Here is a 17,266-nt window from a genome sequence, read left to right on the forward strand (position 1 = left end):
TGCACCCCTTTTGTAAACTATGGAAACAACAAAAAAAGTCGCTTTTTATACTTTAGGATGTAAGCTAAATTTTAGTGAGACATCTACTATTGCACGCGGTTTTTCTTCTGAAGGTTTCCAAAAAGTTGACTTTTCTTCTCCAGCAGATATTTATATTATAAATACATGTAGTGTTACAGAAAATGCAGATAAGCGCTTTAAAACAATTGTAAAACAAGCACACAAGAGCAATCCAGAAGCCTTTGTTGCTGCCATTGGTTGCTATGCACAACTGAAGCCTAAGGAACTTGCTGATGTTAACGGCGTAGATTTAGTTTTAGGAGCTACAGAAAAGTTTAACATTACTAGTTACATCAATGATTTATTTAACCAGCCAGAAGCAACTCGTACTCAAGCTCAAATACACTCCTGTGAGATTGAAGATGCGGATTTTTATGTAGGAAGCTACTCTATTGGTGATAGAACGAGAGCATTTTTAAAAGTGCAAGATGGTTGTGATTATAAATGTACCTATTGTACTATTCCGCTTGCTAGAGGTATTTCTAGAAGTGATACACTAGAAAATGTTTTGAAAAATGCTTCAGAAATTTCAGCAAAAGGAATTAAAGAAATTGTACTTACTGGTGTTAATATAGGAGATTACGGTAAGGGAGAGTTTGGCAATAAAAAGCACGAACATACATTTTTTGATTTGTGTAAAGCTTTGGATAGTGTAGATGGGATTGAGCGTCTGCGAATTTCTTCTATAGAGCCTAACTTACTTAAAAATGAAACTATAGATTTTGTTGCTAACTCAAGGACTTTTGTGCCTCATTTTCATATTCCGTTACAAAGCGGCAGCAATGAGTTGTTAAAGTTGATGCGAAGACGCTATATGCGAGAACTCTATGTTGATAGAGTTACAAAAATAAAAGAAGTGATGCCCCACGCTTGTATCGGTGTGGATGTAATTGTTGGTTTTCCTGGAGAAACTGATGACCTCTTCTTAGAAACTTATCAATTTCTAACCGAGTTGGATATTTCATACTTACATGTTTTTACTTATTCTGAAAGAGATAATACCCCTGCAGCTGTTATGGATGGTGTTGTTGACAAAGGTGTAAGGCATAAGCGAAGTAAAATGCTAAGAGGGCTTTCTGTAAAGAAAAGAAGAGCCTTTTATGAAAGTCAGTTAGGTAGCTCTAGAACAGTCTTGTTTGAGAGTGAAAATAAAGAAGGTTACATTCATGGATTTACAGAAAATTATGTAAAAGTGAAATATCCTTGGAATCCAGCATTAGCAAATACACTTCATCAAGTTATACTCACTAAAATTGATGATGATGGATTAGTACGCTTTGAGTTTGAAAAGATTCCTGCTTATTGTTAGATACTTATTCCAACAGGTAATAAGTCTTTATATTTTCTACGATTCTTACGAAGAAATCCTTTAATAATAGGGTTTGTGGGTACAAGACTAATACCTCTATTTCTAACTTCTTCAAAAACAGCCTTTATAAAAATATCTCTAAACCCTTGATCTTCCATATCATCAGGCATCTCGTATTTAGTTAGAAAGATTTTTCTGTCTTGTAAGGCATACTCAATACGAGCCATATTATCGCCTACTTCAAGTTCAAATTGTCTTAAAAATTCGTTATCGGTAATTTCAACATCTTCTATCATAGGGATCTATTTTTAATTCATTGGTACTTCTATTACTAGAAGCTTTGTATTAGGTTCTGCACTAAACTCAATTTCTTCGGTTTCCCATATTCCTAGTGCATCACGATTGTTAAGTGTTTCATTATCAATAGAAACTGTGCCATTAATTACGAAAAAATAAGTTCCGTGGTTTTTATTATTTAATTGATAGCTACTGTCTTTTTTTGTGTCAAAGTTTCCTAGGCTAAAATAGGCTTGCTGATTAATCCACATATCACCTTCTGTAGCCTTCTCCTTAGGTTTTACAATAGTTGTAAGCTCATTAGTGACAAGTAATGGGTCAATTTCTTTTTGTTCATAGCGCGGTGAAACATTTTGCTCCTCTGGAAGTATCCATATTTGAAAAAGTTTTACAGCTTTAGTAGTACTAGCATTTACTTCACTATGCTCAACACCACTTCCTGCACTCATTATTTGTATATCCCCAGATTTAATAACTCCTTCATTACCCATTGAGTCTTTATGTTTTAACGCACCAGACTGAGGAATTGTTATAATTTCCATGTTTTGGTGTGGATGTTTACCAAAACCCATAGCTGGAGCAACGTAGTCGTCATTAAGAACTCTTAGCTTCCCAAATTGCATTCTGTTTGGGTCAAAATAATTTGCAAAACTAAATGAGTAATTTGCTTGTAACCAACCATAATCTGCTGTTCCTCTTGTGCTAGCTGGATGTAAAATCTTTTTCATTGTATATGCAATAGTGGCTTGAAAAGACTGTATATATTACGTAAATTTACGAATAATCTTTTGTGTTTACTAGTTTCTTCTTACACTAAATAATGAATCAAGAAAAAATACATGTCTATTTTGTGCCTGGACTTGCTGCTGGAAAAGAAATTTTCAAAAATATTAATTTACCAAAAGAACATTACAAAATTCATATTTTAGAATGGCTTATCCCTAATAAAAAGGAAAGTATTGAAGCCTATGCAAGTAGAATGGCTTCAAGAATAAAACACAATAATAGCGTGTTGATTGGCGTATCTTTTGGAGGAGTTATGGTACAAGAAATGAGCGCCTACCTTTCATTAAGAAGGCTCATTATTGTTTCAAGCGTAAAGTGTCGTAATGAATTGCCAGCAAGACTTAAGATTGCTAAAAAAACTAGGGCTTATAAATTAATTCCTACTAGCTTAGTTTTAAGCGCAGATGATTTAACTAAATACGCTATTGGTCCAAAATCAAAAAAAAGGCTATCTCTTTACAATACTTATTTACACGTACGAAATAAAAAGTACCTAGATTGGGCAATAGAGAATATGGTGTGTTGGAAACGTGAAAAACCTCTGGAAGATGTAATACACATTCATGGAGATAGTGATATAGTATTTCCTATTAAAAATATAAAGAATCCAATACTATTGGAAGGAGGTACTCATATTATGATTCTTAATAAAGGAAGTTGGGTTTCAGAAAAACTCATTGAAATTATTGAAAACAATTAGATAGCTTGGTTCTTTAATTACTGAAAGAAATACTATCTTTAAACAAAATTTTTTGAAAATGAAGATGATATCAAGACTTGGAATTGTTCTACTATTAGCTGTGACAGCTTACTTTGGAATTAATGCTGTTCAAGAAGCTCCTACTACAGATGAAACACTAGAAAAACGGATGGTAAATGACTATAATGTCTACGCATTACCATTACCAGACTCTATGACATTTGCTGGTGAAGAAGTTCCGCTTTCTAACCCAGATATTAGAGAACGAATGGATAGGGAGTTATTAGTTAACACATATTGGCAATCTAATATGCTTATAACTATAAAAAGAGCAAATAAGTACTTTCCAATTATAGAACCATTACTAGAACAATATGGTTTACCAGATGATTTTAAATACTTAGCTGTAGCAGAGAGTGGTCTAGATAATGTTAAGTCTCCAGCTGGAGCTGCTGGGTTTTGGCAGTTTTTGAAGAGTACAGGGAAAGAATATGGTTTAGAAATTAATGATTATGTTGATGAGCGCTATCACCTAGAAAAAGCTACAAAAGTTGCTGCAGAGTATTTATTAGCTTCTAAGAGTCGTTTTGGTAGTTGGACAGCAGCGGCGGCAGCATATAATGCTGGAAATGCTGGAGTTAATAGACAAATGGAGAGACAAGAAGTAGATGATTACTACGATTTACTTTTAAATTCTGAGACTAGTAGATATGTTTTTAGAATTCTTGCTTTTAAAGAAATTTTAAGTAATCCTAAGAAATATGGGTTTAACTACAGAGAAAAAGATTTATATACTGCAGTTCCTACTAACAAAGTTTTAGTTGATACTCCAGTTACAGATTTTCCAAAGTTTGCAAAGCGATATGGTATCAATTATAAAATTTTGAAGATTCACAATCCATGGTTAAGAGATACTTATCTTAAGAATGCATCTGGCAAAAAATACTATATAGAAATTCCTAAAGAAGGATATTACTCTTTTGGACAATAATTTATGACACTACAAACTATACTATCACTTGTTATAATTGGATTAGCTGCTGGAGTTTTAAGTGGTTTCATGGGAGTAGGAGGAGGAGTCGTGATGATTCCTTTAATGATGCTTTTTCTTGGTTTTGACCAACATACTGCGCAAGGTACAAGCTTAGCAGTTTTGGCAGTACCTGTTACTTTTTTAGCAGCATACACTTATCATACAACAGGGCATCCAATTAATTGGAAATTTGCTATTGTAATCGCAGTATTTTTTGTAGTTGGAGGTTATTTAGGATCAAAATTTGCTGTAAAGATTGATCAAAACATACTTAAAAAAATATTTGCAGTAGTGCTTGTAGTGGCTGCTATCAAATTATTTTTTGGGAAATAATTATCTTCGACTTCTTCTACCAGCTCGAGGGTTTTGTTGACCAAATTGTTGTCTAGGTTGTCCAGCCCGCTTCATTTGTTGCTTCATCATTTTTATTTGTTCATCCATCATATTGTGTTTATCAAGCTTTTTGGCTTCAGCAAGTAATGTCTCTGCTTCTCTTTTTCTGTTTTTAGTCATTGCAATTCCTGCAAGGTTTAATTTTGCCATTGCTAAGTCAGCATCCATATTAAGTCCAAGACTAATTGCTTTCTTAAAATATTTTTCGGCTTCGTTCATATTGGTTTGAGAAACCATTAAACCATTTAAGTAATTGTAATACCCCTGCTGCTTTTTCACAAGTGCTGCTTCTGGGTTAGGTATTTTATCCAACCATTTTTTTGCCCCAGGAAAATCCTGCTTTCTTAATCTTAGAAATGCAAGTAAAATCAATTCATTTTTAAAGTATAAGAAAACAAACACTAATGATAATAGTATATACATGATACCATTACCAATGTTTCCCTCTACAAATTGCCATATAGAAACTCCAAAAATAAGTGCGGCTAAAAAAAGTTTTATGTTTTTGTTGAACATGAATTATATTCTTTTGAATGTTATTGTTGAATTTATTGTAGTTGGAACTTCAACAGTACCCCATTGTTTTGTTTTTGTTACGCCTGTAGCAGTTTGCTCTATTGTTACATTTTTCATAAAGCCAGTTTCGGTATCACAGGTAGCAATAACATTTTGAGTTCCACTTAGAATCATTGTTACATCTTCATTAACTGTATTTAACTCTATAGGGCCGTCTCCAACCAATTTTATTTCTTCTGTTGAATATTCTTGTAACGAATAGGTAGTGCTGCCTTTAAGGTCTCCATTAAATGAAGTTTCCCACTTACTACCTTTTGAGACGGGTTCGTCAGAAAACAAATAAAGCATTTGTATCATACTCTCTTTCATACTCTCGTCTCCAAACTCTTTCTCAAGCCCTTTTTTAGCAATATTTTTGGTGAAATCGTCTTCAATTCCTGCTTTTTCTAACATAGAATCTATGATAGCATCGGTTCCTGTTAGAGTCTTGATATTTCCAGTCTTATAGACTACTATTTGCAAATCATTATTTAGAAGACCTTTAAAAATATTTGCTTCAATATCATCTTCTTCGGCTTCTCTATTAGTATCAATATCCATGAGGGTGCCGTATATACCAGATTCAGTTTTAAAAAGCAATGATTTAAAGTGAAAATTCATTACAAAGGTTGAATCTGTAACGCTTATAACTTCAAAAACATATTCACCTAGTATGGTATTTTTCATTTCATGGTCTGCGCCATCCATAGTTTGTATTATATCTTGTGTAGCTTCTTGCTCTATAGTATAGGAGTCACCAATACTCATATTATATTGTAGAATATTTTGCGCTTGTACTTGGAATGCAGCACAAAGAAAAAAAGTGAAAATTGTAAGAAATTTTTGCATTTGTAATGGTTAAATTATATAAGTTCGCAAAGGTAGCAAAAACAATCAAAAATATTTTACATTTTGCGTTTGGCAACGTAAAAAAAGATTGTATATTTGCACCCGACTTTTAGGAGCGTATTTCCTAAAAATTTAAGAAAAAGATTTTTCAGAAGATAAAGTACTATAAAAATGAGTAAGAGAACATTTCAGCCATCAAAGAGAAAGAGAAGAAACAAACATGGTTTTAGAGAGCGTATGGCTTCTGTAAACGGAAGAAAAGTTCTGGCTTCGCGTAGAGCGAAAGGCAGAAAGAAGTTATCTGTATCTTCTGAAACTCGTCACAAAAAATAATGTTGATAAGTCATAAATAAAAAGGTGTTGTTTTAAAAGCAACACCTTTTTTTTATACCCTAACCTATCGTAATTTTATACCTTAGAAAATTATACTTCTATGCCTAAAAACACTCAATTAAAATCTATCTTAATTATAGGGTCTGGTCCTATAATTATTGGACAAGCATGTGAATTTGACTATTCTGGATCTCAAGCACTTAGATCTCTTAGAGAGGATGGTATTGAAACCATCTTAATTAATTCTAACCCAGCTACTATAATGACAGACCCTTCAATGGCAGATCATGTGTATTTGTTGCCATTGAATACAAAGTCTATTATAAAAATCTTAAAAGAACACCCACAAATTGATGCAGTTTTACCTACAATGGGTGGTCAAACAGCATTAAATCTTTGTATTGAAGCTGATGAGAAAGGAATTTGGAAAGATTTTAATGTTGATATTATTGGTGTTGATATAGATGCTATTAATATTACTGAAGATAGAGAACAGTTTAGAAACCTTATGGAACAGATAGGTGTTCCTATGGCACCACAGGCTACTGCTACATCATACCTTAAAGGAAAAGAAATTGCTCAAGAGTTTGGTTTTCCGTTATGTATCCGAGCTTCCTACACTTTAGGAGGTGCTGGTGCAGCCATTGTATATAATGACGAAGATTTTGATAAAAATTTAGAACGAGGCCTAGAAATATCTCCTATTCATGAGGTGATGATTGATAAAGCAATGATGGGCTGGAAAGAATATGAGCTAGAATTATTGCGTGATAATAACGATAATGTTGTTATTATATGTACGATTGAGAATATGGATCCTATGGGGATTCATACGGGAGACTCTATAACGGTTGCGCCAGCAATGACATTGTCTGACCGAACTTTCCAAAAAATGCGAGATATGGCAATCCATATGATGCGAAGTATTGGAGATTTTGCTGGTGGCTGTAATGTGCAATTTGCTGTCAGTCCTGATGAAAAAGAAGAAATTATTGCTATCGAGATTAATCCACGTGTGTCACGTTCCTCGGCGTTAGCTAGTAAAGCAACTGGATATCCAATTGCAAAAATTGCTGCAAAGTTAGCGATAGGTTATAATTTAGATGAATTAAGTAACCAGATTACAAAATCTACTTCAGCACTATTTGAACCTACCTTAGACTATGTGATTGTAAAAATACCACGATGGAATTTTGACAAATTTGAAGGAAGTGATAGAACACTAGGGTTACAAATGAAAGCTGTTGGTGAAGTTATGGGAATAGGCCGTTCTTTTCAAGAGGCGTTGCATAAAGCTACACAGTCCCTAGAAATTAAGCGTAATGGATTAGGAGCAGATGGAAAAAGTTATACAGACTATGAACAAATCCTAGAGAAGTTACAGCATGCTAGTTGGGATCGTGTCTTTGTGATTTATGATGCAATACAAATGGGGATACCCCTAAGTCGTATTCATGAAATTACTAAGATAGATATGTGGTTCTTGCGTCAATATGAAGAGCTGTACATGTTAGAAAAAGAAATCTCAAACTTTACTCTAGATACTCTTCCAAGAGAATTATTGTTAGAGGCAAAACAAAAAGGATACGGGGATAGGCAAATAGCTCATATGCTTAAATGTTTAGAAAGCCAAGTCTATAAAAAGCGTGAAGAAATGAGTATCCAACGAGTATATAAGCTTGTGGATACCTGTGCTGCAGAGTTTAAGGCTCAGACACCATATTATTATTCAACTTTTGAAAGTGAAGTAGAAACCGCAGATGGAAAACGTTATGTAGAGAATGACAGTACTGTAACCGATAAGAAAAAAATTATTGTACTTGGTTCTGGTCCAAACAGAATTGGACAAGGAATAGAGTTTGATTACTGCTGCGTACATGGAGTGCTAGCTGCAAGTGAAGTGGGCTATGAAACTATAATGATTAACTGTAATCCAGAAACTGTTTCTACAGATTTTGATGTGGCAGATAAGCTTTACTTTGAGCCTGTTTTCTGGGAGCATATTTATGATATAATTCGTCATGAAAACCCAGAAGGAGTAATTGTACAGCTTGGAGGTCAAACAGCTTTAAAATTAGCCGAAAAGTTAGACAGATATGGAATTAAAGTAATGGGTACTAGCTATAAATCTCTTGACTTAGCTGAAGATAGAGGAAGCTTTTCTACCTTATTAAAGGAAAATAATATCCCATATCCAAGATTTGGAACTGCAGAAACAACAGACGAAGCATTACAACTTGCCGATGAGTTAGACTTTCCATTATTAATTAGACCTTCGTATGTACTTGGTGGACAGGGAATGAAGATTGTAATTAATAAAAAGGAATTAGAAGAACACGTTGTTGACTTACTTAGAAAAATCCCTAACAACAAATTACTTTTAGACCATTACCTAGATGGCGCTATTGAAGCAGAGGCAGATGCTATTTGTGATGGAGAAGATGTTTATATCATTGGTATAATGGAGCATATTGAGCCTTGTGGTATTCACTCTGGAGACTCAAACGCTACGCTTCCACCATTTAATTTGGGAGAGTTTGTTATGCAACAGATTAAAGACCACACTAAGAAAATTGCAAAAGCATTAAACACGGTTGGTTTAATAAATATCCAATTTGCAATTAAAGATGACATGGTATACATCATTGAAGCAAACCCAAGAGCCTCTAGAACGGTGCCTTTTATTGCAAAAGCCTATGGTGAGCCATATGTAAATTATGCAACAAAAGTAATGTTAGGTCATAGTAAGATAAAAGACTTCAATTTTAACCCTCAACTTGAAGGATATGCTATAAAACAGCCTGTATTTAGCTTTAATAAATTTCCTAATGTGAATAAACAATTAGGGCCAGAAATGAAGAGTACTGGAGAGAGCATATTGTTTATTGAAAGTCTTAAAGATGATGATTTTTACGATTTGTACGCAAGGCGAAAAATGTACTTAAGCAAGTAAATTTTATTTACAGTAGTTTTTATAAAACCATTATTCAATAATTTACGTTATATTGTTATAACTAAAATATTGATTATGAGAAAGATTACTTTACTTTTTATGGCAATTTTATCTGCCGCACAGCTTTCAGCACAAACCACTTTTGAACTTGATTGGGAACAAGGAGTGATGGGTGCAGCTGCAAGTTTTACTATTGAACAAGGAGATACTGTACTTTGGACTTGGTCTAATGGAGCACCGCATAGTGTTACTAGTTTAGCAGGTAGCGTAGAAGACTTTGATAGTAGTATTATAACTGGAGAAGGAACAGAATTTATGTACACTTTTACAGTACTTGGTGAAAACCCTTACCAATGTGATGTCCATCCTAATAATATGTTTGGTACTATTACTGTTGAAGAAATTTTATCTGTCCAAGATAAGTTTGAACAAAACATTAACTTTTATCCTAACCCAGTTGAAGACAAGTTAATTATTGAATCTTTATACAAGTTTGATACGTATGAAATTTTTAACCTACAAGGTAAAAAAGTAGGACAAGGACTTGGAGAAGGTACTTACACACATTTAGAAACTTCTTATTTAACTACTGGAATGTATTTTGTTAGGATTGTTGCAGATGATTTAACTGCTACTATTAAGATTAATAAGAAATAAGAAAGCTTATTAAAGACATTATTTAGTATTTAAAACTCATTAATAATCCCGCAAATGCGGGATTTTTTTATATATCCTGAACAAAGAAGATAGCATTGGTATTTAAGTCATAAAACCCAAATTCGTGAGTGCCCCAAGGAGTGTTTCTCCTTAATTTTTCTTTTACAATAGTGCCTCTTTTTACGAACTCTTCAAAAAAGGGTGTGATGTCATCAACAAAGAATTTCACAACCGATCCACCTAGTAATGGGTCTTTTTCAGTATCTGCATGCCATTGTAAATGAAGCTCTGTATCACCTCTTATAATACCAGCATACATAGTATCTCCAAATGAAAAGTCAAAACCAACATATTTGCTATACCACTCAATGTCACGTTTAATATCTTGAGATGGGAGTACGGTAATTACTTGTGATATTTTTGACCTAGTCATTATCTTTTATTCTTCTTAGGGTTATAATAAATTGCTAGATTGAAAAGAACACCTATAATTAAAATTATGATACCAAATGCAAGCGTCATAGATTTTTGATAGGATTTTTCAAAGTATTCTGTTTGAGAATTATAAATTAAGTAGATGCCTCCTACTACAAACCCTATTGATAAAATTAAATTTCTAAATATTAAAAAAGAATCAAATACTATTACTAACCATTTAATCAATTTCATTTTCTTGAGATCTATCTAATAGTTTTTGGTCAATATGTTTGCTTGCTTTAGCTCCTAATTTTTTAAGATTCTCTACTCTAGAAACTAGATTACCTCTTCCTTCTGAAAGCTTTTTCATAGCACCTGCATACGTATTTTTGGCTGTATCCATTTGAGAACCAACTTTTAATAAATCATCACTAAGTCTAACAAAGGAATCATATAGTCTACCTGCTTGTGTGGCAATTTCTAAGGCATTTTGTTGTTGTTTTTCATTAGTCCACATACTATCAATAGTTCGTAATGTAGCCAATAGGGTAGAAGGAGTCACTATAACAATGTTTTTCTCAAAAGCCCAGTTGTATAAGTTGGTGTCTTGGTTAATGGCAACCGCAAATGCAGGTTCAATAGGAACAAATAATAATACAAAATCAGGACTTTCTATCTTGTAAATATCTTGATAGTTTTTTTCACTTAACTGCTCAATATGTTTTCTTAATGAAGCAATATGCTGTTTTAAATAAGTGCTTCGCTGGTCTTCTTCCTCTTCATTTACATAACGCTCATAAGCAACCAAAGAGACTTTACTATCAATAATCATTTTTTTATTATCAGGAAGATGAAGTACCACATCTGGCAGTACTCGCTTTCCATCATCTGTAGTAAAACTGTTTTGTACAAAATATTCTCTGTCTTTTTCAAGACCAGATTTTTCTAACACACGTTCTAATACTAATTCACCCCAGTTTCCTTGTATTTTACTATCCCCTTTTAAGGCTTTGGTAAGGTTTGTAGCTTCCTTACTCATTTGTTCATTAAGTTCTTTTAAACCAATTATTTGTTGGCGAAGCATGGCATGCCTGTCTATACTTTCTTTATGGGTATCCTCAACTCGTTTTTCAAAAGTTTTTATTTTTTCTTGAAGAGGATTTAAAATAACTTCAAGACTCTCCTTGTTTTGTTTTGTAAACTTTGTAGACTTGTCTTCTAATATTTTATTAGCAAGAATTTCAAAGTCTTTAGTAAATTTTTCTTGTAGTTTTTCAATAGCGAGTTTTTCTTCTTTAACCTTGTTCTCTAAATGCTCAATAATATTTTTGCTCTTAGTGAGCTCTAGATTAATTTCTTCTTTTTCTAAACGAATACCTTCTTGAGCCTGTATTGCTTTATCATACGTTTCCTCAAGTTTTTCAATTTGTGATTTTGCATAATAAATACGCTCTTCTAATTTACTGGTTTCTGTTTTTTGTTTTAAACGCGCAAAGTAGTTTCCTAAAAAAGCTCCAACAAGAAGGCTAATAGCACCTAGTAGTAAAAAGATAAATAATTCACTCAATGTGTAATTTTTTTAAAGTCTGTATGTAAAGATACGCAGTTTGTTTTTTTTAAAGGGTTTATTCTTTGATAACAAATCGACCTGTTTTTGCATCAAAACCAATAATCTCTTCAGGGAAAAGAGAAGCAAATTTTTTTGCTTCAATGAGATTACAAGGACTCTCAAAATGACTTTTTTTGTTATGCAAGATTAGCATTTTGTCTGTTAACTGTATGGCAAGGTCAATTTCGTGCGTAGAAAAAATAATTGTTTTATTTTCTTCTTTGCAGAGCTTCTTTAAAAGTTTAAACAAATAGGCTTTGTGGTATAAATCCAAATGAGTAGTTGGTTCATCAAGAAATATAATGGGTGTATCTTGTGCTAATGCTCTTGCAATAGCTACCCGCTGCAATTGGCCATCACTTAACTCAAAGCAGTTTTTATGCGATAAGGTTTCTGTTTCTGTAAGTTGTAGTGCTTTTGCTATAGCTTCTTTATCTTTTTGAGCTAATGCGCCAATCCAATTAGTATAGGGCTGCCTACCAAGTGAAACAAATTCTAAAACGCTTAGGTTTTTTGATGCAGGAGCTTCAGTTAATACAACACTTATCTGCTGGGCTAAATCATGCGAATTATAACTTTCTAAAGCTAGCTGTTTAACTTCTATACGACCAGAAATTTTTGGTTGCATACCTAATAGTGTTCTTAGAAGAGTAGATTTCCCAGCACCATTTGGACCTACAATAGCTATAAGCTCTCCTTGCTTTGCTGAAAGGCTAATAGCTTGAGATATAATACTCTCATTTTTCTTTGTAAAGTACCCAATAGATAGTTCTTCAACACGTATAACGGTATGTCTTTCTTCTGAAGTCATTAAAACAATAGTTTACGTTTTCTAACTAATAACCAAATTACTACTGGTGCTCCAATAATTGAAGTTATGGCATTAATTGGTAAAGTATATTCAGAAAAAGGGAGTTGCGCAAGGGTATCGCATAATAATAATAACAAACTTCCAGAAAGGATTACAGCTGGCAGTAATATAAAATGATTAGAAGTTTTAAAAAACTGTCTAGTTAGGTGTGGTACTGCTAACCCTACAAAAGCAATTGGTCCAGCAAAAGCAGTAATACTACCTGCCAAAATACTGGTGGCAAAAATTACCAAAAGTGTTGTTTTTTTTATGTGTAGCCCCATGCTTTTCGCATAATTTTCTCCTAATAGTAATGCGTTTAGAGATTTACTAGTTCTAAGGCTAATAAGTAATCCAACACCAAAGCAAATACATAAAATTAAAATTCCTTGCCATGATTGATTTCCTAGACTTCCAAAACTCCAAAATACATATTGCTGTAATTGCTCTGCGTTACTAAAATAGGAGAGAACCGCAACTACTGCTGCAGTAACGCTTCCAAACATAAGCCCTATAATTAAAATAGCCATAGTGTCTTTTACTCTAAAGGTGATTGCTAAAACTGCTAAAAGCACTAAAAAACTTCCTAAAGCAGAAGCAATAACAAGACTCCATTCACTTAGCAAAACACTACTCATAAAACCTCCAAAAGCACCGGCACCTAAAATTAAAATTGCAACGCCTAAGCTTGCTCCGCTACTTAAGCCTAGAACAAAAGGACCTGCCAATGGGTTTCTAAACAACGTTTGCATTAATAATCCAGAAATAGCTAGTCCGCTGCCTGTAATAATTGCAGTTATAGCCTTAGGTAATCTATATTGAGTAACTATATAATTCCAAGTTTCTTTAGATGCGTTTTGGCCAAATAATGCCGAAAATACTTCGTCTATTGGAATGGTAACCGAACCTAAACTAATATTTATCATAAAAGCAAGGAAAACCAATACGGTAAGAATTATAAAATAACCACGATATGTTTGGGTAGCTTGCACTATTCTAAAGTACTGAAAAAATAGAGACTATGTCCTGGAAGTAAATCTGGATGCAAAATTTTAATAATGTCTTTTAAAACTATGTCAGGTCTATTTGGAGCTAATTCGTAATATAAAACACCGCCTGTTCCCCCTTTTTTGTTGGTAAAACTATATACATTTTTATTTTTAAAAGCGTCAAATTGAGTATAAACAGTATGTGTCTCCGCTAATTGCTCAAGACTTGTAAATTGTCCAGGACCAATCCAGTATTGTGCTTCTTTTCCTTTTTCTAAAACTGTTTCAAGGTTTGCAGAGATACTTCCTGTGCCACCACTATCACTCCAAAGATATCTTCCATTTGCGTCTGCTATAAACTGTGCCGCCCAACTACCTCCTTGTGGAAGGTACCAGACATCTTTATACATAGCTCCACTTAATACTGTAGGGGTTTTAGTGGCTTGTGCTGCAATCTTTTTTGCTGAAAGGTAATTGGCTTCAATAGTATTAAAAATGCTATCTGCTTCCTTCTGTTTGCCATATAATGCTCCAAAAAATTTAATCCATTCAGCCTTGCCCAGCGGATGAGTTTCGGTCCAATCTGCATTATATAAAACTGGAATGCCTGTTTTTTGTATTGTTGCAAATGTGGTATTGTTTCCATCTACTGCAAACCCAACAACAGCATCTGGAGAAAGATCAATTAAAACTTCAGTATTAATATCTTCATTTTTACCAAGCTCTTTAATATTTCCTGTATTAATAGCTTGTCTAGTTTTTTCTGAAGAAATATAATTTAAATTTGGAAAACCAATAAGACTGTTAGTTTCTCCTAGCATTTCTAATGAGGGGATGTGCGTGGTTGAGGTGACAACTATATTTTCAATAGGAGTTTCTACAATAGCATCAATACCATCTAATTTTTTTATGTCTGTACCTTTTTCGACTAGTGCATACGTATAAGTGTTGTCTGCTCCTGGCCACGGATTTGTAATATGTATAATAGTAAGATTATTGTTTTTCTCAACACTAAAACCTTCGGCATACTTAATAGTAGCAGGTAACGATCCAGTAACAGTAATTTCTTTTTTTTCTTGTTTACAAGCAGTTAGCAATGTAAAAATTAGAAAGGGTAGAATACATTTATGCATGCCCAAAAATAATAGTTTTAAATAGGTACAACTAATTAAAAAACTTATTTTCGCACCGAATTTTGGTTGGCGTTTACACGTCATTAAAAGGGAATTTGGTTAAAATCCAAAGCTGTTCCCGCAACTGTAAGTCGATACGAGAACTTCGTATTTTGTATTTCTTGAACCACTATCATACCTGCAAAGACAGGTATCTATTGTAAATAAAGTTGTGTAATGCAATCTGTTTTCATGGATTTATGATGGGAAGGTGTACAACAGACAAGCCAGGAGACCTGCCATAATTTATATTGTCAAACTTTCGGGATAAAGGTTTAGATTTAAATGGTTAGCCTACTACCTGAGGTGGTATTGTTTTATTCAATAAAATCTACTTTTTCTCATAAAAACTCTGTTAATAGCAGACTTAATTATGAAAAAATTATTAATTGGATGTTTATTTACATCCTTAGTTGCCTTTGGACAACAAACACAACAAGTAGAAGCATTAGATTCGGTATTTATTGATACCAAGGTTCCTATTGCTCGTAAAAACTCTGGTAAAGTAATTACCAAAATTTCTTCTCAACAACTGCAACAACAAGCAGGTAAAAGTGTAGCCAGCATTATTAATACAGTTTCTGGAATTGAAATAAACGGAAGCCGAAGCAATGATGGGCAAAATTTAAGTTATTTTGTGAGAGGAGGAAATAATAGGCAAGTTGTAATTATGGTAGATGGAGTTCAACTTAATGACCCCTCGCAAATTGCTAACGATTATGATTTACGTTTACTACCTGCTAGTACTATTGAAGAGATAGAAATTATAAAAGGAGCTTCAAGTGTATTGTATGGGAGTGGCGCTGCGACAGCTGTAATAAATATTACAACTAAAAAGGCTTCAATAAAGAAAATAGCAGCCAATTTCACTACCTCTTTAGCGAGTAATCAATCTAGTGAAGGCAAAGCGAATTACAAACTTGCTTCCGTAATAAATAATGTTGCGGTTAATGGAACACTAGAAAACTTTTTTTACAATGCTACTTTTGGTAACAGATATACAGATGGATTATCTGCAATAGCGGCTCCAGAAGGTGAGGAAGCTTTTGAAGCAGATGTCTTTAATAGATTTGATGGTAGAATTAATCTTGGCTATAAAATAAGTGAAGCTATTACTATAAGTCAGTTTTTTGCTTTTGATAAATTTAAAGCTGGGTTTGATGATTTTAGTTTTACCGATGCCGAAAATCTATCTATTACTGAACAATTAAAAACAGGAGGACACTTTGAATGGGAATTTGCAAAAGGAAAATATGTATTTAATGATAGCTATACTTGGATTGAACGAGAGATAAGCTCTTCGTTTCCTTCAAAATTTGATTCAAAATTGTATAGCTTAGATAACTATTTGAGTTATAACTTCTCAAAACAGTTTACAGCGTTAATTGGCCTTAATGTAAACCTGAGTAGTTTTAATTCGTTTACCATTCCTTTTGGAGAAAATAATTTTGTTCAAAATATAGATGAAGACACAGCAAACTTTGATATTATTGACCCTTATGTAAATGCTACTTACTTTTCAGATTTTGGATTAAATATAAATGCTGGAGCTAGAATAAACATACATAGCGAATATGACACAAATGTAGTTTACAATATAAACCCTTCTTATAACATAGGCTTTAATAGTAGTAATTTAAAGGCTCTTGGTTCTTATAGTACTGCATATATTACACCATCATTATTTCAGTTATACGACCCTCAATTTGGAAACGGAGAATTACAGCCTGAGGATAATGCAACTATAGAAGGTGGTCTTGAGTTTACTAAAAGTGACTTAAGGGTTAGTGCTGTTTATTTTACTAGAAACCAAAAGAATTTTGTGGACTTTGTAACAGTAGACCCCGACTTGTTTATTTTTAAATATCAAAATATTTCTGAAGAGTTTACCTCTAGCGGAATTGAAGTAGAAGTTTCAAAAACATTTTTTGAAAACCTGAATGTGAGTGCAAATTATACCAATACCCAAGCAGATGAGCGTTTTGCACTAAGAATTCCAGAGCATAAGGTAAACGCAAGTGCACAGTACGCATTTTCAAAAAGAACTAATTTTGGTTTACAATTTCAATATACGAGTGAGAGAGACGATAGTTTTTTTAATCCAGATACTTTTGAGAATGAAACAATTACTTTGGATAGCTTTAGTTTGTTAGATTTTAATTATTCTTTTCAAGCTACTAAAAATATACGCCTCTTTACTTCTATAACTAATATCTTTAATACAGAATACGAAGAATTATTTCGTTTTCAAACACGCGGTAGAAACTTTAGAGTTGGTCTTTCTTTAGATTTTTAAATATTAAA

General features: G+C 33.3%; 18 protein-coding genes and 1 riboswitch. Of the genes, 8 read left to right on the forward strand and 10 right to left on the reverse strand.

Annotated elements, in window-relative coordinates; translation table 11 throughout:
- Positions 1-19: 19 nt before the first annotated feature.
- Positions 20-1,369, forward strand: coding sequence for a tRNA (N(6)-L-threonylcarbamoyladenosine(37)-C(2))-methylthiotransferase MtaB (gene mtaB / locus RM538_RS00185; RefSeq protein WP_311331369.1), 1,350 nt, complete (start codon positions 20-22; stop codon positions 1,367-1,369).
- Here mtaB and RM538_RS00190 read toward each other — a convergent pair.
- Positions 1,366-1,665 carry a GNAT family N-acetyltransferase gene (locus tag RM538_RS00190; RefSeq protein WP_311331370.1) on the reverse strand — a complete coding sequence of 100 codons (300 nt, stop codon included), beginning with the start codon at positions 1,663-1,665 and terminating at the stop codon, positions 1,366-1,368. The two genes, mtaB and RM538_RS00190, sit on opposite strands and share 4 nt — an antisense overlap.
- A gap of 12 nt (positions 1,666-1,677) precedes the next feature.
- A complete protein-coding gene (locus tag RM538_RS00195; protein ID WP_311331371.1) occupies positions 1,678-2,394 on the reverse strand; it encodes a pirin family protein in 717 nt (238 codons plus the stop codon).
- A 92-nt stretch (positions 2,395-2,486) separates the two neighbouring features.
- Between RM538_RS00195 and RM538_RS00200 the strand changes: the two genes are divergently transcribed.
- The 3 genes from RM538_RS00200 to RM538_RS00210 are packed head-to-tail and all read left to right on the forward strand — an operon-like array spanning position 2,487 to position 4,518.
- Positions 2,487-3,152, forward strand: a complete 666-nt coding sequence (locus RM538_RS00200) for an alpha/beta hydrolase (RefSeq protein WP_311331372.1) — start codon at positions 2,487-2,489, stop codon at positions 3,150-3,152.
- A 58-nt stretch (positions 3,153-3,210) separates the two neighbouring features.
- On the forward strand, positions 3,211-4,143 hold the full coding sequence (locus tag RM538_RS00205; protein WP_311331373.1) for a lytic transglycosylase domain-containing protein: 933 nt from the start codon (positions 3,211-3,213) through the stop codon (positions 4,141-4,143).
- 3 nt (positions 4,144-4,146) lie between these two features.
- Positions 4,147-4,518, forward strand: coding sequence for a sulfite exporter TauE/SafE family protein (locus tag RM538_RS00210; protein WP_311331374.1), 372 nt, complete (start codon positions 4,147-4,149; stop codon positions 4,516-4,518).
- Here the strand turns inward: RM538_RS00210 and RM538_RS00215 are convergent, their stop codons facing one another.
- Together RM538_RS00215 and RM538_RS00220 are read right to left on the reverse strand one after the other, a co-directional pair.
- Entirely contained in the window at positions 4,519-5,094 is a 576-nt protein-coding gene (locus RM538_RS00215) for a DUF2892 domain-containing protein (RefSeq protein WP_311331375.1), read from the reverse strand.
- A 3-nt stretch (positions 5,095-5,097) separates the two neighbouring features.
- On the reverse strand, positions 5,098-5,982 hold the full coding sequence (locus tag RM538_RS00220) for a DUF6263 family protein (protein ID WP_311331376.1): 885 nt from the start codon (positions 5,980-5,982) through the stop codon (positions 5,098-5,100).
- 171 nt (positions 5,983-6,153) lie between these two features.
- On the opposite strand from RM538_RS00220, the gene rpmH reads away from it, so the two are divergent.
- From rpmH to RM538_RS00235, 3 genes are all read left to right on the forward strand, one after another.
- Positions 6,154-6,315: a 50S ribosomal protein L34 gene (gene rpmH / locus RM538_RS00225; protein ID WP_311331377.1), complete on the forward strand. Its 162-nt coding sequence runs from the start codon at positions 6,154-6,156 to the stop codon at positions 6,313-6,315.
- A 100-nt stretch (positions 6,316-6,415) separates the two neighbouring features.
- Positions 6,416-9,268, forward strand: coding sequence for a carbamoyl-phosphate synthase large subunit (carB, locus tag RM538_RS00230; RefSeq protein WP_311331378.1), 2,853 nt, complete (start codon positions 6,416-6,418; stop codon positions 9,266-9,268).
- Positions 9,269-9,343: 75 nt separating this feature from the next.
- A complete protein-coding gene (locus RM538_RS00235; protein ID WP_311331379.1) occupies positions 9,344-9,925 on the forward strand; it encodes a T9SS type A sorting domain-containing protein in 582 nt (193 codons plus the stop codon).
- A 67-nt stretch (positions 9,926-9,992) separates the two neighbouring features.
- On the opposite strand, the gene RM538_RS00240 is transcribed toward RM538_RS00235, so the two are convergent.
- The 6 genes from RM538_RS00240 to RM538_RS00265 are packed head-to-tail and all read right to left on the reverse strand — an operon-like array spanning position 9,993 to position 14,923.
- Entirely contained in the window at positions 9,993-10,358 is a 366-nt protein-coding gene (locus tag RM538_RS00240; RefSeq protein WP_311331380.1) for a VOC family protein, read from the reverse strand.
- On the reverse strand, positions 10,358-10,594 hold the full coding sequence (locus RM538_RS00245; RefSeq protein ID WP_311331381.1) for a hypothetical protein: 237 nt from the start codon (positions 10,592-10,594) through the stop codon (positions 10,358-10,360). The genes RM538_RS00240 and RM538_RS00245 overlap by 1 nt, the downstream gene beginning before the upstream one ends.
- The gene (locus RM538_RS00250) at positions 10,581-11,909 is read right to left on the reverse strand and encodes a DNA recombination protein RmuC (protein WP_311331382.1); all 1,329 of its coding nucleotides are present in this window, start codon (positions 11,907-11,909) and stop codon (positions 10,581-10,583) included. Before RM538_RS00250 ends, RM538_RS00245 begins: the two co-directional genes overlap by 14 nt.
- Positions 11,910-11,967: 58 nt before the next feature.
- A complete protein-coding gene (locus RM538_RS00255; protein ID WP_311331383.1) occupies positions 11,968-12,762 on the reverse strand; it encodes an ABC transporter ATP-binding protein in 795 nt (264 codons plus the stop codon).
- A complete protein-coding gene (locus RM538_RS00260; RefSeq protein WP_311331384.1) occupies positions 12,762-13,793 on the reverse strand; it encodes a FecCD family ABC transporter permease in 1,032 nt (343 codons plus the stop codon). Before RM538_RS00260 ends, RM538_RS00255 begins: the two co-directional genes overlap by 1 nt.
- Entirely contained in the window at positions 13,793-14,923 is a 1,131-nt protein-coding gene (locus RM538_RS00265) for an ABC transporter substrate-binding protein (RefSeq protein ID WP_311331385.1), read from the reverse strand. Before RM538_RS00265 ends, RM538_RS00260 begins: the two co-directional genes overlap by 1 nt.
- Positions 14,924-14,969: 46 nt before the next feature.
- Positions 14,970-15,220: riboswitch (cobalamin riboswitch) on the forward strand.
- Positions 15,221-15,335: 115 nt separating this feature from the next.
- Here RM538_RS00265 and RM538_RS00270 point away from each other — a divergent pair.
- Positions 15,336-17,258, forward strand: coding sequence for a TonB-dependent receptor plug domain-containing protein (locus tag RM538_RS00270; protein WP_311331386.1), 1,923 nt, complete (start codon positions 15,336-15,338; stop codon positions 17,256-17,258).
- Positions 17,259-17,266 lie beyond the last annotated feature (8 nt).

It is taken from the genome of Patiriisocius hiemis (assembly GCF_031846325.1).
Taxonomy (GTDB): domain Bacteria; phylum Bacteroidota; class Bacteroidia; order Flavobacteriales; family Flavobacteriaceae; genus Patiriisocius_A; species Patiriisocius_A hiemis.

Coding starts and splice junctions, on each gene's coding strand:
- RM538_RS00265 (WP_311331385.1), bottom strand. CDS start 14,923: ATGCATAAATGTATTCTACCCTTTCTAATTTTTACATTGCTAACTGCT.
- RM538_RS00245 (WP_311331381.1), bottom strand. CDS start 10,594: ATGAAATTGATTAAATGGTTAGTAATAGTATTTGATTCTTTTTTAATA.
- RM538_RS00240 (WP_311331380.1), bottom strand. CDS start 10,358: ATGACTAGGTCAAAAATATCACAAGTAATTACCGTACTCCCATCTCAA.
- rpmH (WP_311331377.1), top strand. CDS start 6,154: ATGAGTAAGAGAACATTTCAGCCATCAAAGAGAAAGAGAAGAAACAAA.
- RM538_RS00210 (WP_311331374.1), top strand. CDS start 4,147: ATGACACTACAAACTATACTATCACTTGTTATAATTGGATTAGCTGCT.
- RM538_RS00215 (WP_311331375.1), bottom strand. CDS start 5,094: ATGTTCAACAAAAACATAAAACTTTTTTTAGCCGCACTTATTTTTGGA.
- RM538_RS00190 (WP_311331370.1), bottom strand. CDS start 1,665: ATGATAGAAGATGTTGAAATTACCGATAACGAATTTTTAAGACAATTT.
- RM538_RS00205 (WP_311331373.1), top strand. CDS start 3,211: ATGAAGATGATATCAAGACTTGGAATTGTTCTACTATTAGCTGTGACA.
- RM538_RS00195 (WP_311331371.1), bottom strand. CDS start 2,394: ATGAAAAAGATTTTACATCCAGCTAGCACAAGAGGAACAGCAGATTAT.
- RM538_RS00220 (WP_311331376.1), bottom strand. CDS start 5,982: ATGCAAAAATTTCTTACAATTTTCACTTTTTTTCTTTGTGCTGCATTC.
- carB (WP_311331378.1), top strand. CDS start 6,416: ATGCCTAAAAACACTCAATTAAAATCTATCTTAATTATAGGGTCTGGT.
- RM538_RS00255 (WP_311331383.1), bottom strand. CDS start 12,762: ATGACTTCAGAAGAAAGACATACCGTTATACGTGTTGAAGAACTATCT.
- RM538_RS00270 (WP_311331386.1), top strand. CDS start 15,336: ATGAAAAAATTATTAATTGGATGTTTATTTACATCCTTAGTTGCCTTT.
- RM538_RS00200 (WP_311331372.1), top strand. CDS start 2,487: ATGAATCAAGAAAAAATACATGTCTATTTTGTGCCTGGACTTGCTGCT.
- RM538_RS00235 (WP_311331379.1), top strand. CDS start 9,344: ATGAGAAAGATTACTTTACTTTTTATGGCAATTTTATCTGCCGCACAG.
- mtaB (WP_311331369.1), top strand. CDS start 20: ATGGAAACAACAAAAAAAGTCGCTTTTTATACTTTAGGATGTAAGCTA.